This window comes from Microbacterium sp. SCPM-O-B-15248 (M128) (assembly GCF_058214835.1).
This window is the reverse complement of record NZ_JBYQLI010000002.1, coordinates 1-17,074: the sequence shown is the minus strand read 5'-3', so window position 1 is coordinate 17,074 and position 17,074 is coordinate 1. Positions and strand designations below refer to the sequence as shown.

The 17,074-nt window shown below is 69.0% G+C and carries 14 protein-coding genes; 3 read left to right on the top strand and 11 right to left on the bottom strand.

The genetic code is table 11. From position 1 onward, the window contains the following. Positions 1-13 precede the first annotated feature (13 nt). The 4 genes from rapZ to AC3E6M_RS02700 form a co-directional block, all read right to left on the bottom strand. Positions 14-898, bottom strand: a complete 885-nt coding sequence (rapZ, locus tag AC3E6M_RS02715; RefSeq protein WP_138172464.1) for an RNase adapter RapZ — start codon at positions 896-898, stop codon at positions 14-16. A 24-nt stretch (positions 899-922) separates the two neighbouring features. Beyond that, a complete protein-coding gene (gene uvrC, locus AC3E6M_RS02710) occupies positions 923-2,848 on the bottom strand; it encodes an excinuclease ABC subunit UvrC (RefSeq protein WP_138172540.1) in 1,926 nt (641 codons plus the stop codon). Positions 2,849-2,869: 21 nt separating this feature from the next. Beyond that, positions 2,870-5,809 carry an excinuclease ABC subunit UvrA gene (uvrA, locus tag AC3E6M_RS02705; protein WP_138172465.1) on the bottom strand — a complete coding sequence of 980 codons (2,940 nt, stop codon included), beginning with the start codon at positions 5,807-5,809 and terminating at the stop codon, positions 2,870-2,872. Between the two features lie 100 nt (positions 5,810-5,909). Further along, positions 5,910-6,344 carry a MarR family winged helix-turn-helix transcriptional regulator gene (locus tag AC3E6M_RS02700; RefSeq protein ID WP_292902989.1) on the bottom strand — a complete coding sequence of 145 codons (435 nt, stop codon included), beginning with the start codon at positions 6,342-6,344 and terminating at the stop codon, positions 5,910-5,912. Between the two features lie 34 nt (positions 6,345-6,378). Between AC3E6M_RS02700 and AC3E6M_RS02695 the strand changes: the two genes are divergently transcribed. Next, positions 6,379-6,615 carry a hypothetical protein gene (locus AC3E6M_RS02695; RefSeq protein WP_394529544.1) on the top strand — a complete coding sequence of 79 codons (237 nt, stop codon included), beginning with the start codon at positions 6,379-6,381 and terminating at the stop codon, positions 6,613-6,615. Positions 6,616-6,650: 35 nt separating this feature from the next. Here AC3E6M_RS02695 and uvrB read toward each other — a convergent pair whose 3' ends face one another. Both uvrB and coaE read right to left on the bottom strand, forming a co-directional pair. Then, the gene (gene uvrB, locus AC3E6M_RS02690; protein WP_490528969.1) at positions 6,651-8,720 is read right to left on the bottom strand and encodes an excinuclease ABC subunit UvrB; all 2,070 of its coding nucleotides are present in this window, start codon (positions 8,718-8,720) and stop codon (positions 6,651-6,653) included. Between the two features lie 84 nt (positions 8,721-8,804). Then, entirely contained in the window at positions 8,805-9,404 is a 600-nt protein-coding gene (coaE, locus tag AC3E6M_RS02685) for a dephospho-CoA kinase (RefSeq protein ID WP_138172469.1), read from the bottom strand. A 110-nt stretch (positions 9,405-9,514) separates the two neighbouring features. On the opposite strand from coaE, the gene AC3E6M_RS02680 reads away from it, so the two are divergent. Continuing rightward, positions 9,515-9,889, top strand: a complete 375-nt coding sequence (locus AC3E6M_RS02680) for a response regulator transcription factor (RefSeq protein WP_230005603.1) — start codon at positions 9,515-9,517, stop codon at positions 9,887-9,889. Between the two features lie 23 nt (positions 9,890-9,912). Here AC3E6M_RS02680 and AC3E6M_RS02675 read toward each other — a convergent pair whose 3' ends face one another. Both AC3E6M_RS02675 and AC3E6M_RS02670 read right to left on the bottom strand, forming a co-directional pair. Beyond that, complete coding sequence (locus tag AC3E6M_RS02675; RefSeq protein WP_138172471.1) at positions 9,913-11,076, bottom strand: hypothetical protein; 1,164 nt, start codon at positions 11,074-11,076, stop codon at positions 9,913-9,915. Positions 11,077-11,080: 4 nt separating this feature from the next. Next, the gene (locus AC3E6M_RS02670) at positions 11,081-11,785 is read right to left on the bottom strand and encodes a sensor histidine kinase (RefSeq protein ID WP_490529257.1); all 705 of its coding nucleotides are present in this window, start codon (positions 11,783-11,785) and stop codon (positions 11,081-11,083) included. A gap of 440 nt (positions 11,786-12,225) precedes the next feature. On the opposite strand from AC3E6M_RS02670, the gene AC3E6M_RS02665 reads away from it, so the two are divergent. Beyond that, positions 12,226-12,630: a hypothetical protein gene (locus AC3E6M_RS02665; RefSeq protein ID WP_490528968.1), complete on the top strand. Its 405-nt coding sequence runs from the start codon at positions 12,226-12,228 to the stop codon at positions 12,628-12,630. Positions 12,631-12,791: 161 nt separating this feature from the next. Here the strand turns inward: AC3E6M_RS02665 and AC3E6M_RS02660 are convergent, their stop codons facing one another. The 3 genes from AC3E6M_RS02660 to AC3E6M_RS02650 form a co-directional block, all read right to left on the bottom strand. After that, the gene (locus AC3E6M_RS02660) at positions 12,792-13,346 is read right to left on the bottom strand and encodes a GIY-YIG nuclease family protein (RefSeq protein ID WP_138172473.1); all 555 of its coding nucleotides are present in this window, start codon (positions 13,344-13,346) and stop codon (positions 12,792-12,794) included. Between the two features lie 40 nt (positions 13,347-13,386). Further along, a complete protein-coding gene (gene treS, locus AC3E6M_RS02655) occupies positions 13,387-15,642 on the bottom strand; it encodes a maltose alpha-D-glucosyltransferase (protein WP_490529256.1) in 2,256 nt (751 codons plus the stop codon). A 121-nt stretch (positions 15,643-15,763) separates the two neighbouring features. After that, positions 15,764-16,969 carry an MFS transporter gene (locus tag AC3E6M_RS02650; RefSeq protein WP_490528967.1) on the bottom strand — a complete coding sequence of 402 codons (1,206 nt, stop codon included), beginning with the start codon at positions 16,967-16,969 and terminating at the stop codon, positions 15,764-15,766. Positions 16,970-17,074 lie beyond the last annotated feature (105 nt).

The following is a 17,074-nucleotide window of genomic DNA, read 5'->3' as shown; positions in this document are numbered from 1 at the left end:
ACGAGGGTACAGCCTACTCGCGGCCGAGGTCACGGTGAGTCACGCGGACGGCCACCCCGGGGACGTCGCCGAGCCGGGCGGCCAGCTCACGCGTCATGACGACCGACCGGTGCTTGCCGCCCGTGCAGCCGACCGCGACGACCGAGTGCCGTTTGTTCTCGCGCTGATAGCCCTCCAGCACGGGGTGCAGCGCCGCGGCGTAGGCGTCGAGGAACTCCCGTGCCCCCTGCTGCTCGAGAACGTACTCGCGCACCGCGGGGTCCTCGCCCGTCAGCGGGCGCAGCTGCTCGTTCCAGAACGGGTTGGGCAGGAATCGCATGTCGGCGACGAGGTCGACGTCGGTGGGGAGGCCGTACTTGAAGCCGAAGCTCATCAGCGTCACGGTGTGCCGCGCGGCCCCTTCTTCGCCGAAGAGCTGGACCGTCTGCAGCGACAGCTGGTGCACGTTGAACGCCGAGGTGTCGATCACCACGTCCGCCGCCTCGCGCACGGGCGTCAGCCGCTCGCGTTCGCGGCGGATACCGTCGAGGATCGTGCCGTCCCCCTGCAGCGGGTGCGGTCGCCGGACCGCCTCGAACCGTCGCACGAGCACCGCGTCGGAGGCATCCAGGAAGACCACCCGCACCTGTCGCGCGGCCTGCAGCGCCCGCATCGCCTCGGGAAGATCACCGAAGAGACCGCGTCCTCGCACATCGACCACCACTGCCACCCGCGGAACGGCTCCGCCCGCGCGCTCGGTCAGGTCGAGCAGCGGTCGCAGCATCCGCGGAGGGAGGTTGTCGACCACGTACCAGTCGAGGTCTTCCAGGGCGTTGGCGACCGTCGAACGACCCGCACCCGACATCCCCGTGACGATCAGCACCTCGCCGGACGCGTCCCGTGCCGTCTGCATGATCATCGCCCTTTCGTCGGGACCCCCAGCCTAGCGAGACAAGCGCGCGTGAATGGCCTCGGCGAGGGTCGGCCCGATGCCCGGAAGGGCGGTGATCTCCTCGGGAGAGGCGTTTTTCAGCGCCGAGACCGAGCCGAAGTGTCGGAGCAGCGCCTTGATGCGCGTATCGCCGAGCCCCGGCACCTCGGTCAGGACGCTGGAGATGTCGCGCTTGCGGCGCTTGCGCTGGTGCGTGATGGCGAAGCGGTGCGCCTCGTCGCGCAGCCGCTGCAGCAGGTACAGCGCCTCCGACGTGCGCGGGAGGATCACGGGGTAGTCCTCCCCCGGCAGCCACACTTCTTCGAGGCGCTTGGCGATGCCGCACAGGGCGATCTCTTCGTGCCCGGCGTCGGCGAGGGCGCGCGCGGCCGCCGCGACCTGCGGCTGACCGCCATCGACGACGAGCAGCTGCGGACGGTAGGCGAAGCGCGGACGCTTGCGGGTCGTCACGACCTCGCCGTCGGCGGTCGCCTCGGGGCTCTCGGCATCCGCGAGGACGGCGCCGCCGATCGTCTCGGGCTCGTTCTCTTCGGGTCGGTCGAGGTAGGCCAGACGTCGCGTGAGCACCTGGTACATCGAATCGGTGTCGTCGGTGGTCTCGGCGACCCCGAACGAGCGGTACTGATCTTTGCGGGGCAGACCGTCCTCGAAGACGACCATGGATGCCACGACATTGGTGCCCGAGAGGTGCGACACGTCGTAGCACTCGATGCGCAACGGCGCCTCGGTCAGTCCGAGGGCTTCCTGGAGGTCGGTGAGGGCCTGCGAACGGGCGACGTAGTCGCTCGTGCGCCGCGTCTTGTGCAGCATGAGCGCCTGTTGCGCATTGAGCGTCGCCGTCTTGAGCAGATCGGACTTGGGCCCGCGCTGCGCCACCTGCAGCGACACCGGACGACCGCGGCGTTCGCGCAGCCACGCCTCGAGCTGTTCAGCGTCGTCGGGGAGCTCGGGCACGAGCACTTGCCGCGGGATGTCACCGGCGGCGGCGTCGCCGTACGTGCGCTGGAGCACCTGATCGACCAGATCGGCGCCGGAGATGTCGATCTCTTTCTCGATCGTGGTCGCCCGCACTCCTCGGACGCGGCCGCCCCGCACGACGAAGTGCTGCACGGTCGCGGCCAGTTCGTCCTCGGCGATGCCGAAGAGGTCGGCATCCGTGTCCGAGGCCAGCACGAGCGCGCTCTTGCCGAGCACCGCGTCGATGGCCTGCAGCTTGTCGCGGTAGCGCGCAGCGGCCTCGTAATCCATGGCGGCCGAGGCTTCCATCATCCGGGCGGTGAGGGCTTTGGTGAAGCGCTGGTCTCCCCCGGACATGAAGGCGACGAAGTCGTCGACCATCGCGCGATGCTCCGCGATCGTGACCTTCATCGAGCACGGTCCCCCGCAGCGGCCGATCTGCCCCGGGAAACAGGGGCGGCCGGACTGCATGGCCTTCTTGTACGAGGCGTCGCTGCACGTGCGGATCGGGAAGACCTTGATCATCAGGTCGATCGTGTCGTGCACCGCCCAGACCTTCGGGTACGGCCCGAAGTACTTGGCCCCACGGATCTTCGCGTTGCGCGTCACGATCACGCGCGGCGCCTCGTCGGCGAGGGTGATCGCCATGAACGGATACGACTTGTCGTCGCGGTAACGGACGTTGAAGGGCGGATCGAACTCCTTGATCCACATGTACTCCAGCTGCAGCGAATCGACGTCGCTGGGGACGACGGTCCACTCGACCGAGGTCGCCGTCGTGACCATGCGTCGGGTGCGTTCGTGCAGCGAGTACAGCGGCGCGAAGTAGTTCGACAACCGCGCCCGCAGGTTCTTCGCCTTGCCGACGTACAGCACACGGCCCTCGGCGTCACGGAAGCGGTAGACCCCCGGATTCGTGGGGATCTCGCCTGCCTTGGGGCGGTAGGGCAGCTGCGACATCCGTTCTCGGGATGCCACGGGTCACACTCCCGCGCGGGCCAGTTCCGGCTCGCGCTCGGCGGTGTTGCGCTGCGCTCCGGTCCGGCCGGTCTCGAGGAGTTCGGCGAGGAAGGCGCCGGTGTGGCTCTCCTCCACCCGCGCCACCTGCTCAGGCGTTCCGGTCGCCACGATCGTGCCGCCTCCCGAGCCGCCCTCGGGCCCGAGGTCGATGACCCAGTCCGAGCTCTTGATGACGTCGAGGTTGTGCTCGATGACGATGACGGTGTTTCCCTTGTCGACGAGCCCGTTGAGCACCTTCAGCAGCAGCGAGACGTCCTCGAAGTGCAGACCCGTCGTGGGCTCGTCGAGCACGTAGATCGAGCGGCCGTTGCTGCGACGCTGGAGCTCGGTCGCGAGCTTCACGCGCTGCGCCTCGCCGCCGGAGAGCGTCGTGGCCGACTGCCCGAGACGGACGTAGCCGAGACCCACGTCCACCAAAGTCTTGAGGTACCGGTGGATGGCCTGGATGGGCTCGAAGAACTCTGCGGCCTCGGAGATCGGCATCTCGAGCACCTCGGCGATGTTCTTGCCCTTGTAATGCACCGACAGGGTGTCGCGGTTGTACCGCTTGCCGTGGCACACCTCGCAGTCGACGTACACGTCGGGCAGGAAGTTCATCTCGATCTTCAGCGTGCCGTCGCCCGAGCACGCCTCGCAGCGGCCGCCCTTGACGTTGAAGCTGAATCGTCCGGCCTGGTAACCGCGGACCTTGGCCTCGGGCGTCTCGCTAAAGAGCGTCCGGATGCGGTCGAACACGCCGGTGTAGGTCGCCGGGTTCGAGCGCGGGGTGCGACCGATCGGCGCCTGATCGACGTGCACGACCTTGTCGAGGTTGTCGAGTCCGGTGACGCGCGTGTGCTTGCCCGGCACGCGGCGGGCACCGTTGAGCTTGGAGGCGAGCACCTCGTACAGGATGCCGTTGACCAGCGTGGACTTGCCGGAGCCGCTGACGCCGGTCACGGCGGTCAGCACGCCGAGTGGGAAGTCGACCGTGACGTTCTTCAGGTTGTTCTCGCGCGCGCCGACGACGGTGACCTGTCGCTTCTTGTCGATCTTGCGGCGCTTCTTCGGCGGCTCGATCGATCGACGTCCCGAGAGGTAGGCCCCGGTCAGCGAGCTTTCGTCGTCGAGCAGTTGGGCCAGCGGCCCGGAGTGCACGACATTGCCGCCGTCGACGCCGGCGCGCGGGCCGATGTCGACGACCCAGTCGGCCGCGTGGATCGTCTCTTCGTCGTGCTCGACCACGATGAGGGTGTTCCCGAGGTCGCGCAGGGTCTCGAGGGTCTGGATGAGTCGGCGGTTGTCGCGCTGGTGCAGACCGATGGAGGGCTCGTCGAGGACGTAGAGCACGCCCGTCAGGCCCGAGCCGATCTGGGTGGCCAAGCGGATGCGCTGCGCTTCGCCGCCCGAGAGAGTACCGGCCGCGCGCCCGAGGCTGAGGTAGTTCAGCCCCACCTGCAGCAGGAAGTCCAGGCGCGCCCGGATCTCGCGCAGGACCGCGGCGGCGATGGTGGCCTCGCGATCGGTCAGGGTCAGTTGCGAGAAGAACTCGCGCGCGTCGGCCAGGCTCATGCGCGAGGCCGCGGCGATCGACGTGTCGTCCACGAGCACGGCGAGCACCTCGGGCTTCAAGCGGTCGCCGTCGCACACCGCGCACGGGACCTCGCGGAGGTACTCCGACCAGCGCTGACGCTGCGTGTCGGACTCGGCCTGCAGGTACTGCCGCTCGATGTACGGTACGACGCCCTCGAAGCCGGACGAGTACCGCATCTCCCGCCCGTAGCGGTTCTTCCACTTGACGGTGACCTTGTAGTTCTCTCCGCGAAGGACGGCGTTCTGCACGTCCGTGGAGAGATCTCTCCACGGGGTGTCCAGCGAGAAGTCGAGATCGCGCGCGAGGCCTTCGAGCAGACGCTCGTAGTACTGGAAGAGTCCCTTGCCCTGGGTCGTCCACGGCAGGATCGCACCCTCGCGGATCGACAGCTCCTCGTCTCCGAGCATGAGGTCGACGTCGACCGACATGCGCGTACCGAGTCCCGAGCACACGGGGCAGGCACCGAAGGGGGCGTTGAACGAGAACGTCCGCGGCTCGATCTCGGTCAGCTGCAACGGGTGGCCGTTCGGGCACGCGAGCTTCTCAGAGAACGACTGCCACGCGTCGTCGCCCTCTTCGTCGACGAAGTTGACCTGCATGATGCCGCCCGCGAGGCCCAGAGCGGTCTCGACCGAGTCGGTCACGCGGCCGAGGATGTCGCCGGATGCCACGAGTCGGTCGACCACGACAGCGATGTCGTGCTTGTAGCTCTTCTTGAGTGTCGGCGGCTCGGCGAGCTGGACGAGTTCACCGTCGACGACGGCGCGCGCATACCCCTTGGCGCTGAGCTCTTTGAAGAGGTCGACGAACTCGCCCTTCTTCTGCGTCACCACCGGAGCGACGATCTGGTACCGCGTCCGCTCGGGCAGCTCCATGAGCTGGTCGGCGATCTGCTGCACCGTCTGCCGCTGGATGCGCGCACCGCAGTCGGGGCAGTGCGGCACGCCGATGCGCGCCCACAGCAGACGCATGTAGTCGTGGATCTCGGTGATCGTGCCGACCGTGGACCGCGGGTTGCGGTTGGTCGACTTCTGATCGATCGACACCGCGGGGCTCAATCCTTCGATGAAGTCGACATCGGGCCGATCGACCTGTCCGAGGAACTGGCGCGCGTAGGCGCTGAGCGATTCGACGTAGCGGCGCTGGCCCTCGGCGAAGATCGTGTCGAATGCGAGACTCGACTTGCCCGAGCCCGAGAGACCGGTGAACACCACGAGAGAATCACGCGGAATGTCGAGGTCGACGTTCTTCAGGTTGTGGACGCGGGCACCGCGAACACTGAGCTTTCCGCTGGTGTTTCCGGGGGACGAGACTGGAACGATGGGCACCCGACAAGTGTAGGTTCCCCCTCCGACATCGGCCCCGGGTTCGCCCCCGGCGCACATCTGTGCGAGGGGAGGAGGCGCGGGCGCGGACCGCGCGGGGCCCTCAGTCCGTCGCGTCGAACCGGCTCGCGAAGGGCGCGAGGCCGTCGCGCAGTGCGATGAGCGCCGCCGTGTCGATCCCCACCCGCTGCATGATCTGCGCGGGCACGACGAGCGCCCGCTCGCGCAGAGCGCGGCCCTCGTCGGTCAGGTCGATGTCCAGGACGCGCTCGTCGTCGACGCGCCGCGTGCGCACCACCCTCCCCTGAGCCTCGAGCCTCTTCACGAGTGGCGAGAGCGTCGCCGGCTCCATGGCCAGCTCCCCCGCGAGCACGCCCAGCGAGCGCGGAGCCTCCTCCCACAGCGCCAGCATCACGAGGTACTGCGGATGCGTCAGCCCGAGCGGCTCAAGCACGGGTCGGTAGATCGCCACCACGTTGCGTGCCGCCGTGACGAGGGCGAAGCACACCTGGTTCTCGAGCCGGAGCGGATCGTCCACGCACCCTCCTCAATTAGTTAGTACACTAATGATCATGGCACAAAAGGATGCCGACCGACCCCCGCTGCGCGAGCGTGTGCGGGCTGCCGGCGGGTGGTACCAGTACCTCAATACACGGTTGATCCGCGTGGCCGGGCCGGCCTCGGTCGGCCCGTACGAGACGACCCCCGAGCCGGTCCGCACGGGACGACCCTGCCCGCTGTGCGGTCATCCGATGTCGGAGCACAGCGTCGACCGCACGGGCCCCAAGCCGCTCCTGCACTGCCCGTGAGCCCACGGGGGTGAGCGAGCCCCGACCGCGCCGGCTCAGGCGTGCCCGGCGCGCTCCATCGCGCGGAGTTCCTTCTTGAGGTCCTGCACCTCGTCGCGCAGCCGTCCGGCGAGCTCGAACTTCAGCTCGCTCGCCGCGGCGAGCATCTGTTGCGTGAGGTCGGCGATCGTGGATTCCAGCTGATCCGCGCCTTCGGCGGCGATCCCGGTACGACGCAGCTGCGGAGTCGGTGACTTGCCCTTGCCGGCCTTGTCGTTACGCGACAGCAGGCTCCGGGTGTCGGACGCCTCGCGCGCGAGAACCTCGGTGATGTCGGCGATCTTCTTGCGCAACGGCTGCGGATCGATGCCGTGCTCCGTGTTGTACGCGATCTGCTTCTCGCGACGACGCTCGGTCTCGTCGATCGCGTTCTGCATGGAGTCGGTCATCCTGTCGGCGTACATGTGGACCTCGCCCGACACGTTTCGAGCGGCGCGGCCGATCGTCTGGATGAGAGAGGTGCCGCTGCGGAGGAACCCCTCTTTGTCGGCATCCAGGATCGCCACGAGCGACACCTCGGGGAGGTCGAGCCCCTCGCGGAGCAGGTTGATGCCGACGAGGACGTCGTAGACGCCGGCGCGCAGCTCGGTGAGCAGCTCGACACGGCGGAGAGTGTCGACGTCGGAGTGCAGGTAGCGCACGCGGACACCGTGCTCGCCGAGGAAGTCGGTGAGCTCTTCGGCCATCTTCTTGGTGAGCGTGGTCACCAGCACGCGCTCATCGCGGTCGACGCGCACGCGGATCTGCTCGAGGAGATCGTCGATCTGGCCCTTCGAGGGCTTCACCACGATCTGGGGGTCGACCAGTCCCGTCGGGCGGATGATCTGCTCGACGATCCCGTCCGCGATCCCCATCTCGTAGCGGCCGGGAGTAGCCGAGAGGTAGACGGTCTGTCCGATGCGGTTCTTGAACTCGTCCCACCGCAGCGGACGGTTGTCCATCGCACTGGGCAACCGGAATCCGTGCTCGACGAGCGTGCGCTTGCGCGAGGCATCGCCCTCGTACATCGCACCGATCTGCGGCACTGTGACATGCGACTCGTCGATCACGAGCAGGAAGTCGTCGGGGAAGAAGTCCAGCAGCGTGTGGGGAGGATCGCCTGCCGAGCGCCCGTCGAGGTGGCGCGAGTAGTTCTCGATGCCGGAGCAGAACCCGAGCTGCTGCAGCATCTCGAGGTCGAACGTCGTGCGCATGCGCAGACGCTGCGCCTCGAGCAGCTTGTTCTGCGACTCGAACTCCTTCAGCCGCTCGGCGAGTTCGTGCTCGATCGTGCCGATCGCGCGCTGCACGATGTCGGTGCCCGCGACGTAGTGCGACGCCGGGAAGATCGGCACCGACTCCATCTTCTGGACGACGTCCCCCGTCAACGGGTGCAGCATGTACAGCGCCTCGATCTCGTCGCCGAACATCTCGATGCGGATCGCGTATTCCTCGTAGACCGGGATGATCTCGATCGTGTCGCCGCGCACGCGGAAGTTGCCCCGCGAGAAATCGACGTCGTTGCGGTTGTACTGCATCGAGATGAACTTGCGGATGAGCGCGTCGCGGTCGTACCGCTCCCCCACCTGCAGCGCGACCATGGCGCGCAGATACTCCTCGGGCGCGCCGAGACCGTAGATGCACGAGACGGTCGAGACCACGACCACGTCGCGGCGCGACAGGAGCGAGTTGGTCGTCGAGTGCCGGAGCCGCTCGACCTCCGCGTTGATCGAGGAGTCCTTCTCGATGAAGGTATCGGTCTGGGGGACGTACGCCTCGGGCTGGTAGTAGTCGTAGTACGACACGAAGTACTCGACGGCGTTGTTCGGCATCAGTTCACGGAACTCGTTGGCCAGCTGTGCGGCGAGCGTCTTGTTGTGCGCGAGCACCAGCGTCGGGCGCTGGACGGCCTCGACGAGCCACGCGGTCGTCGCGGACTTTCCCGTTCCCGTGGCTCCCAGCAGGACGACGTCGGTCTCGCCGGCGTTGATACGCGCGGCCAGGTCGGCGATGGCCTGCGGCTGGTCGCCGGAAGGGGTGTACTCGCTGACAACCTCGAAGGGACGGACGGAACGCGTGGCCTGCATGAATCCCAGCGTAGGCGGGGCCTCCGACATCGGGGCCGCAGGACGTTCGCCGTGCGCGAGCGCGGTCGTCTCCTCGCGCGGCGGCTACCGCCGCTTCAGCCGCTCCCAGAGCTCGTCCACCTGCCGCCGAGTGGCATCCAGGTCGCCGGTGGTGTCGATGACCACGTCCGCGAGCGCGAGTCGTTCGTCGTCACCGGCCTGCGAGGCGATGCGGGCCCGGGCGTCGGCTTCCGAGAAGCCCCGCTGCGAGATCAGACGCTGCACGCGCTGCTCGGACGGGGCGTGCGCGACGACGACGAGGTCCCATTCGCCACTCCCCCGCGCCTCGGCGAGAAGGGGCACGTCGTACACGACGACCGCATCGGCGTCGTCGGCGTGCGCGGCACGGAAACGCCGCTGCGACTCCTCGCGCACCGCCGGGTGCACGATCGCGTTCAGCGCGGCGAGGCGTTCGGGGTGCCCGAACACGCGGGCGGCCAGGGCGGGGCGGTCCAGGGAACCGTCGGCCCGCACGACGTCGGCGCCGAACTCCGACGCGATCTCCGCGAGCACCGCGGACCCGGGCGCTTGCACGTCCCTCACGATCGCATCGGCGTCCACGACCACCGCACCGCCTTCGGCGAGCATTCGCGCGATCGTCGATTTTCCGGACGCGATTCCACCGGTGAGCGCGAGAAGGGGCACACGACGAGGATGCCACACGGCCCCGGCCGCAGGCTCGCACCGCCCCTCCGCGTGGTTTAACATCTTCCGGGGGCGCATCCGTTCCTCCGTCCGGTTCGCGAGAGTCCCCCATGCCGAATCCGAACGTCGTGGTCGTCGTCGAAGACGATGCCGACATCCGCTCCCTGATCGTTGCCGTCCTGGAACCCTCGGGCTTCGTCGTGCACACCGCCGTCGACGGGGCCGACGGGATCGAAGTGGTTCGGCGCACCGACCCGGCGGTCACGACACTCGACGTGAGCATGCCGGGGCTGGACGGCTTCGAGACGGCCCGCCGCATCCGCGAGTTCAGCAGCACGCGCATCCTGATGGTCAGCGCCCGCGTCGACCCCGCCGAGGAACGACTGGCACGCGCGGCCGGGGCCGACGACTACCTCACGAAACCCTTCCGCCCCCGTGAGCTGCGGGCGCGCATCCAGGCATTGGTCGCCGACGGCGGGTCCTGACACCCGGAGTCCTCCCGCCCGGCTCAGGCGCCGATGACGCCGCCGGGCTGTTCTCCCGCGGCTGCCGCCCGGCTCGCCTCCGCGTCCGCCCGGTCCACGAGGTGAGGTCCGGCCGCCCCCTCGACAGAGGCGAGGACAACGCCGACGCCGACCACCGGCACCACCGATGTCGCGAGCGCCGTCAGATCGGCGACGACGCGGTCATGGAGCCCCCGAGCGACACGGCGCACATCGGTCGTGGCGTTCGTGGCGAGGGCGACGGACAGCCCCGTGGCATCCGTCACCCCCACGAGCGCCATGGTCGGAGCGTGGCGCCGCACCGAAGCTCGGAAGACCCGCGCGATGTCCTCGGCCTCCTCGGGGCCGAAGGCCGTCGCGACGCGCTTGAGGTCGTCGACCCGGATCCCGATGACACAGAGATCCTCGCCGGATCTCTCCGCTCGTGCGACGAGGATCGTCAGCATCGCGCCGAACGAATCGCGCAGCAGGATTCCCTGGTCGTCGACGACCAGGTGCCGCGTCTGCGGCGAGCCTCGCAGCGTCGACTCGCTCGTCCGCAAGACCGAAGTGACCACGACGGCGGCGACGACGAGGGTCATCGTGAGCAGCGACGAGACGCTTGTGCCGAAGTAGCCGACGAAGATCGGGTCCTGCGGCCCCAGCACCAGGAACACCGCCGTCCGCACGACGAACCACACCGCTTCCACGCAGAGGACGACCGTCAGCCCCGCCGCGCTCCATCGGCGACGGACGGCGCCCCGCCTCGTCTCGATCGCCCCGAGGATCGCGAAGACCCCGTTCCCGAGGAAGAGCGGCACTGCGCCGGCCCAATACCCCGACGAGGCACCCTCCACGAGCGTGGACACGACCACCGCGACGACGACCACCGAGACGGTCACGACCGGTCCCCGCAGGGAGCGACTGTTGAACGCGACGCACCCCGCCCAGATCAACGCGGTCGCCGCGACGAACGCCCCGTTCCCCAGGGCGACGGCGACGAAGGCGTCGGGCGCCGAGATCCACACGAGGTAGCAGACCGCGGAGAAGACCGCGCTCAGGAACGCCGTCGCCCACAGGCGTCCGGGGAGACCGTCCTTCAACATGAGCGTGTCGAGCAGGTACATGATCGCCGACACCAGGATCACCAGGGATGCCGCGATCTGCAGACTCAGGACATCGAGGACCATGACGTCATCCCTTCCGCTGTGGCAGACGCACGGTGAACACCGTGCCCTGCCCGGGTTCGGACCGCACGGAGATGTCGCCGCCGTGGGCGCGGGCGATGTCGCGGCTGATGGACAGCCCGAGCCCGCTCCCGTGCACCGAGGAACCCCGCACGGCGTCGGCGCGAAAGAACCGGTCGAAGACGCGGCCCTGATCGGTCGCCGAGATTCCCGGTCCGTCGTCGGCGACGGAGATCGTGATCGTCCCGTCCGCCCGATCGACCGTGACGACCACCGCGCCGCCGCGGGTGTTGTACTTCACCGCGTTCGAGAGGAGGTTGTCGACGACCTGGCGCATCCGATGCGCGTCGACCACGCCCGGACACGGGCCCACGCCGGACGCATCGATCCGGATGCCGTGGGCGGAGGCGTGCTGAGCAGCCGAAGTGACCGCCGCGGCGACGATCTCCCCGACGTCCGCCGGCCCAGGGCGAAGAGCGAAGTCGACGCCGTGGCGCGACGCGGCAGACATCGCCAGGATGTCCGCGACCAGCTCGCGCAACCGGGTGGCGTTGCGTTCGGCGATCTCGAGCTGGTCGCGCGTCGCCGCGTTGAGGGCGGTGTCGTCCAGGGCGAGTTCGAGGTAGCCGATGATCGAGGTGAGCGGGGTGCGCAGTTCGTGCGACACGCTGGCCACGAGATCCTCCCGCGCGCAGGGCCTGCTCCTCGGCAGTCACGTCGCGCGAGACGACGACGCTGCCCACTTCGTCGTCATCGCGGCCGGGGAGCCTCCGCGCGGTGACGTTCAGGGCTCGCCGGTCCTCCCCCGGCATCCCGTACCAGACCAGCTCGCCCTCGAAGACCTCTCCCGCCCGTGCGCGTGCCAGCGGGGTGGCCTCCGAGGGGATCGGCGTGATGCCGTCGCGGGCGAAAGCCGAGGGGGAAGGTGATGAGCCCCAGGGGTCGGGGGCCTGCAACCGGGCGTGTGCCTCGTTGCTGACGACCAGCTCGCCCCCGGGCGTGATCCGGATCACACCGAAGTCGACCGCGTCCAGCACCTGCGTGACCAGATCCTCCTGCCGCCGCGCACGCTCCACCGAGCGGCGCAGTTCCGCCGCTTGCTTCTCCAGAAGTGAGCGTTGCGCGCGTGTGCGCCGGGCGGCGAAGTGCGCCATGGCCGCCAGCGCGGAGATGGCAAAGGGCAACGTCAGTGTCGAGACGGCGAGTTGCTGCGCGTCGAACGCCTGGTGGGTCATGATGGCCGCGACGCTCACCGTAACGGCCACGACCCCCGGGATTCCCCACACAGACCCGATCCAGATCGCCGGGAACGCCCAGAGGAGCCCGATACCGGCGGCCGGCGCCGCCTCGCGCAGGATCCCGATCGCCAGGACGTCGACGGCAGGCGTGCAGACGGCCACCCACACCGAGACGCGGTCACGCGGGGTGAGGACGATCAGGGCGGCGCTGCAGAAGATCATCGCGGCGCCGATGACGAACAGCGTCACATCGTCGACGTGCCCGCCCCACGCGGTGACCGCGATCGCCAGGACCGTCGCCGAAGCCAGCAGCAACTGACTCACCAGCAGGTTGCGGTGCAGACCGAGCTGCTCGCTCGGCAACGTGCCGGACATGGCCTCGACCCTAGCGGGCGCGGTCGTTCGGCGAACGGTTCCGCCGTCCGGCACGCCGCACGGGCGCGTTCCGCACGCGTCGGGAGGGGTGCGCCGCGGGGCACCTCACGCCTGCCGGGCGTGAGCCTCGCTCATCCACCGTGCGTACAGGTGCCACGGATCGTCGACACCCGCCCGCAGGTCGGCGACGTGTGCGGCGAGCTCGGGGCTGAGCGTGAACCACTCCGAACCGCCGAGCCGGTCGGCTCCGAACCGCGCATGTCGGCGCCGTTCGACGGAACGGTCGCCCCGCTCGAACGCGAGCAACTCCTCGTGCCGGATCGCGCGGAGCCGTTGGCGCGGCTGTGCGCTCGTTCCGATCTTCACGCGATCGCGATAGCGCAGGTAGTAGACCACATCCACCCGCGGCGGCGGCAGCTCGCCGTCGATCGGTTCGCCGAGGCGCCATTCGCACACCGCGCACAGCCACGCCGACGGCCAGCGCACGCCGAGTCGAGAACCGCACAATGCGCAGGGCGTCGGGAGCACGTCGGTCACACCGTCACGGCGCCTCGACCACTCCCCCGCCAGGGCGGAGTGCTCGACGCACAGACGAAGGGGCGCGCCGACCTCCGCGTGGTCGCCGCACTCGGGGACCAGGCAGGCATCGGGAGGGGTCATACCCGAAGGCTACGACCGACCCCCGACACCACCGCCCTGATCAGTCCTCGGCCGGCTCGGGTGCGTGCATCCGCAGGAACAGTCCCGCGTACGGGCCGAGCTCCAGCGCGAAACTCTGCAGCTCATCGACCCGGCCGAGCACATCGCCCGTGGCCGCGTCCACCGCGGTGCTCTGCGGCACGAGCCACTCCGACCGCACGGTCCCCTCGATGCTCTCGCCCGAGAAGTTGAGCACCGTGATCTGCAGCGGGGCGTCGTCGAGCCGACGGTCGCCTCCGTCGAGCCGATGCACCATCACGAGCATGCTCGGGTGACCGACCTGAGGGATGTCGACCTGCGAGGCGACGGCGATATCGTTCTCGCTGCGAATCCGCAGGATCTCGCGCAGCCCGGAGAGGAACGACTCGGGATCGTCCCGCTGGCGACCGAGCGAACCATAGAGGGAGCGCGCGCGCGGCATCCCCGATGCGGAGGTCGCGGCGTCCGGGGCGACATCGAGGAGATCGTGCGCACCGCGTTCGATCCAGCGGGTGTCGCCCGACGAGATGAGGTGGCGGACCTCATCGGCGGGCAGGGTGAGCGACCCCGTGAGGTCCCACCCCGAGAGCGCGAACACGCCCGGCTGCCACGAGTTGTACTTCGCCAGCAGGAGATGCGCGTCACGGATCGCGGGCACATCCGCGTCGGTGATGTCGGACAGCGTCGCCTTGCCCTGGCTCGCCGCGATGAGCGATGCCGAGGTGCAGGCGATGCCGTTCTGCGTGAAGACGAGGTTGTAATCCGCGTCGACGGTCAGGGCCTGAGTGAGCTCGGCCCGCACGGTCTCCGCGATCTCGGCACCGGTGTACTCGCCGTGACGGAACGGGTAGACCGTCTCCCTGTGCGTGGTGGCCCAGTGCACGAGCTCGTACGTCAGCTCGTCGTGGTTCTGCATCCCGTGCACGAGCTGCACGGGCTCGACGCCCGTCTCCAGCGCCGTCGTCAACGCGAGGCGGAGGAACTCCGTGTTCGCGGTCGCCAGGGCGTGGTGGTAGCCGGGCCGCGTCACGAAGTCGTACGAGAGGTCGGCGCCGACGGCGCTGGTGTCGCGGATGTCCTCGATCGTGAGGTTGAGCTCCTGGAACGTGAAGCCGCCCACCTTGCGCACCATGCCCGCGATGATGTGGTTCGCCGCGTGCGAGAGGGGGTGCCCTTCCGACCACGCCGGCAGGCCCTCAGCGCTCTTCTCCACGCCGAGGAAGCCGTTGGCATCCAGTCGGAGAGCACTCGTCCCCAGATCGCCGAGCGAGTGCAGCGCGTCACCGATGACCAGCCGCATGCCGGCGAAGGTCGGGTCGAGCCAGTTGATCGAGGGCTGCCCCTCCTTGAAGTAGTGCAGGTACACCCAACGCCGCTCGAGACCATCGGTGCCGACGACGGGTGCGGTGGCGCTCCAGTTCGTCTCTTTCACACCGGGGGTGTAGAAGATGACGCGCTGCAGCTCGCCGATGATGTACCCGCGCGCGCTGAGCTCGCGCTCCGTCTCGGAATCGAGGTTGACCGAGTCACGACCGGACGGGACCTCGGGCAGCAGGCCCCAGTCCTCGCGGGGGATCTCCACCATGTGGTAGATCCCGGGGTAGTCCTTGTACGCCATCTCCGCCAGGCGGAAGTCGGCGCCCTTGCCGGTGTGGCCCGGCACGATGTCGTCGATGACGCTGCCGCCGTGCGCGTCGGCCACGTCCGCCATGCGCCGGAAGGCGTTCTCGTCACCGAACTCGGGGTCGATCTGGGTGCTGATGCGGTCGAAGTGCCCGTCGACGCTGGGCGTCTCCTGCCATCCGCTGATCCCGCCCGCACGCTTGACCGGGCCGGTATGGATGCCGTTGATCCCGACCCATTCGAAGGCCTCCCACAGGGACTCATCGCCGAGGGCGTCGAGGAACGACTCCCCGGGGCGCGCCATGAGCGAAATGGGGTAGGCGGTGAACCAGACGTCCGTCGAGTCGATCGCCCGTCGGGCGTCGGGCCGCGCGTACGGGTTGCGCCACATGGACGGCTGCCCGGAGAGCTGCCGACTCAAGACGTCCGCGTCCTTCAACATCGACTGCCGCACCAACCACTCCACGTACGACGGGTTGCCGCCGTTCGCGTTTCGCGGATCGGTGAGGAACCGACGCAGCGTCCCCCCGCGGAACTGGTCACGCGGACGCAGCCGGCGAGGACGAGCGGGATACCGCTGCTCGTCGTAGCTGATCTCGACCACCGCCTCGGCGGCGTCATCGATGGTCTCGCCCGCGGTGCCGTCTTCCGGCATCCGCGTCGCCTTGCTCTCGTCGGCGTCGTCCACTCCCGACCTCCTCACGTCGTCCTACCGACGCTAGTCGGCATCGACGACACGCCGTCAGGGATTGACCCGGACGCGCCGGGAGTTCGCCTCACGCGGAGCGCCGCGGCCGCAACGCGCCGTACGCGAAACCTGCGGACAGCGCGCACATGGCGATCACGACGATGAGGAACCACTCCCAGCCACCGGACGCGAACACCACACCGAGCAGCCAGCCGAACAGGCTGGAACCGCCGTAGTAGCCGAGGTAGTACAGCGACGACGCCTGCGCACGCGCGTGCGGCTCGGCAGCCACGGGAGTCCACCCGGATGCCACTGCGTGCGCGGCGAAGAACCCGGCGGTGAAGATCACCAGGCCCACCATCACCACCCCGACCAGGGGGACCGCCATGAGCGCCGCACCCGCCGCCGTCACGCCGATCGACGCCAGGAGCACCGGAAAGCGCCCCCGGCGCACCGCGAGTGCACCCGCGCGCGGTGACGAGATCGTGCCGGCCAGGTACGCCAGGAACAACAACGTCACCACGCCCGGCGCCAGCGCAAACGGCGGGCCCGTGAGGTGGAAGCCGAGATAGTTGTAGACCGCGACGAACGCGCCCATGAGGAGGAAACCTTGCGCGTACAGCGCCAACTGGGTGCGAGAGCGGAGATTCACCGCCAACCGCTCGAGGACCGAGGGGCCCGAGATCGCGCGACCACGGCGCGGCACGAAACCCCGGGCCCGTGGCACGAGCGACAAGAAGATCGCGGACGCCACCACGCACAGGACGATGACGGATGCCACGCCCCATCGCCACCCCGCCAGCTCTCCGAGCGGCCCGGAGACCAGCCGGCCGCTCAAACCACCGACGGTGGTTCCGGCGATGTACGAACCGGCGGCCGCCGCCACATGTCGGACGTCCACCTCTTCGCTGAGGTAGGCCAGAGCCACGGCGGGAACGGCACCGAGTGCAACACCCTCGAGGAGCCGGAGCACCAGCAGAGAGGAAACATCGTGAGCGAACGGCGCCGCGGCGCCGAGAACGGTCGCCCCCAGGATGCCGATCGCCATGGCGGGCACGCGCCCGATGCGATCCGCGACGAGTGACCACGGAATCACCGCCGCAGCCAGCCCGAGGGTCGATGCCGAGACGCTCAACGCCGCCGTCGCCGGCAGAATCGCCAGGTCTACGGCGATCTGCGGCAGAAGCGCCTGTGTCGCGTAGAGCTGAGCGAAGGTGGCGACACCACCGAAGAACAGCCCCACCAGCAGACGCCGATACTCCCGGCTCCCCGGAAGGTGTCCTGAGAAGCTCACGATGCGACCTTATCCGCTACGTATCGGGCCCGGAACAATGACAGAGGGCGTCGATCGCCACCCCGTGAGGAGGAGCAATCGACGCCCTCTGACGACGACGTGCAC

What these genes read in the sequence shown, in the direction of transcription:
- AC3E6M_RS02665 (WP_490528968.1), top strand. Translation starts at nt 12,226, where the DNA reads ATGGCCGCCAGCGCGGAGATGGCAAAGGGCAACGTCAGTGTCGAGACG.
- AC3E6M_RS02675 (WP_138172471.1), bottom strand. Translation starts at nt 11,076, where the DNA reads ATGGTCCTCGATGTCCTGAGTCTGCAGATCGCGGCATCCCTGGTGATC.
- AC3E6M_RS02680 (WP_230005603.1), top strand. Translation starts at nt 9,515, where the DNA reads ATGCCGAATCCGAACGTCGTGGTCGTCGTCGAAGACGATGCCGACATC.
- treS (WP_490529256.1), bottom strand. Translation starts at nt 15,642, where the DNA reads ATGCCGGAAGACGGCACCGCGGGCGAGACCATCGATGACGCCGCCGAG.
- uvrC (WP_138172540.1), bottom strand. Translation starts at nt 2,848, where the DNA reads ATGTCGCAGCTGCCCTACCGCCCCAAGGCAGGCGAGATCCCCACGAAT.
- AC3E6M_RS02660 (WP_138172473.1), bottom strand. Translation starts at nt 13,346, where the DNA reads ATGACCCCTCCCGATGCCTGCCTGGTCCCCGAGTGCGGCGACCACGCG.
- uvrB (WP_490528969.1), bottom strand. Translation starts at nt 8,720, where the DNA reads ATGCAGGCCACGCGTTCCGTCCGTCCCTTCGAGGTTGTCAGCGAGTAC.
- AC3E6M_RS02695 (WP_394529544.1), top strand. Translation starts at nt 6,379, where the DNA reads ATGGCACAAAAGGATGCCGACCGACCCCCGCTGCGCGAGCGTGTGCGG.
- rapZ (WP_138172464.1), bottom strand. Translation starts at nt 898, where the DNA reads ATGATCATGCAGACGGCACGGGACGCGTCCGGCGAGGTGCTGATCGTC.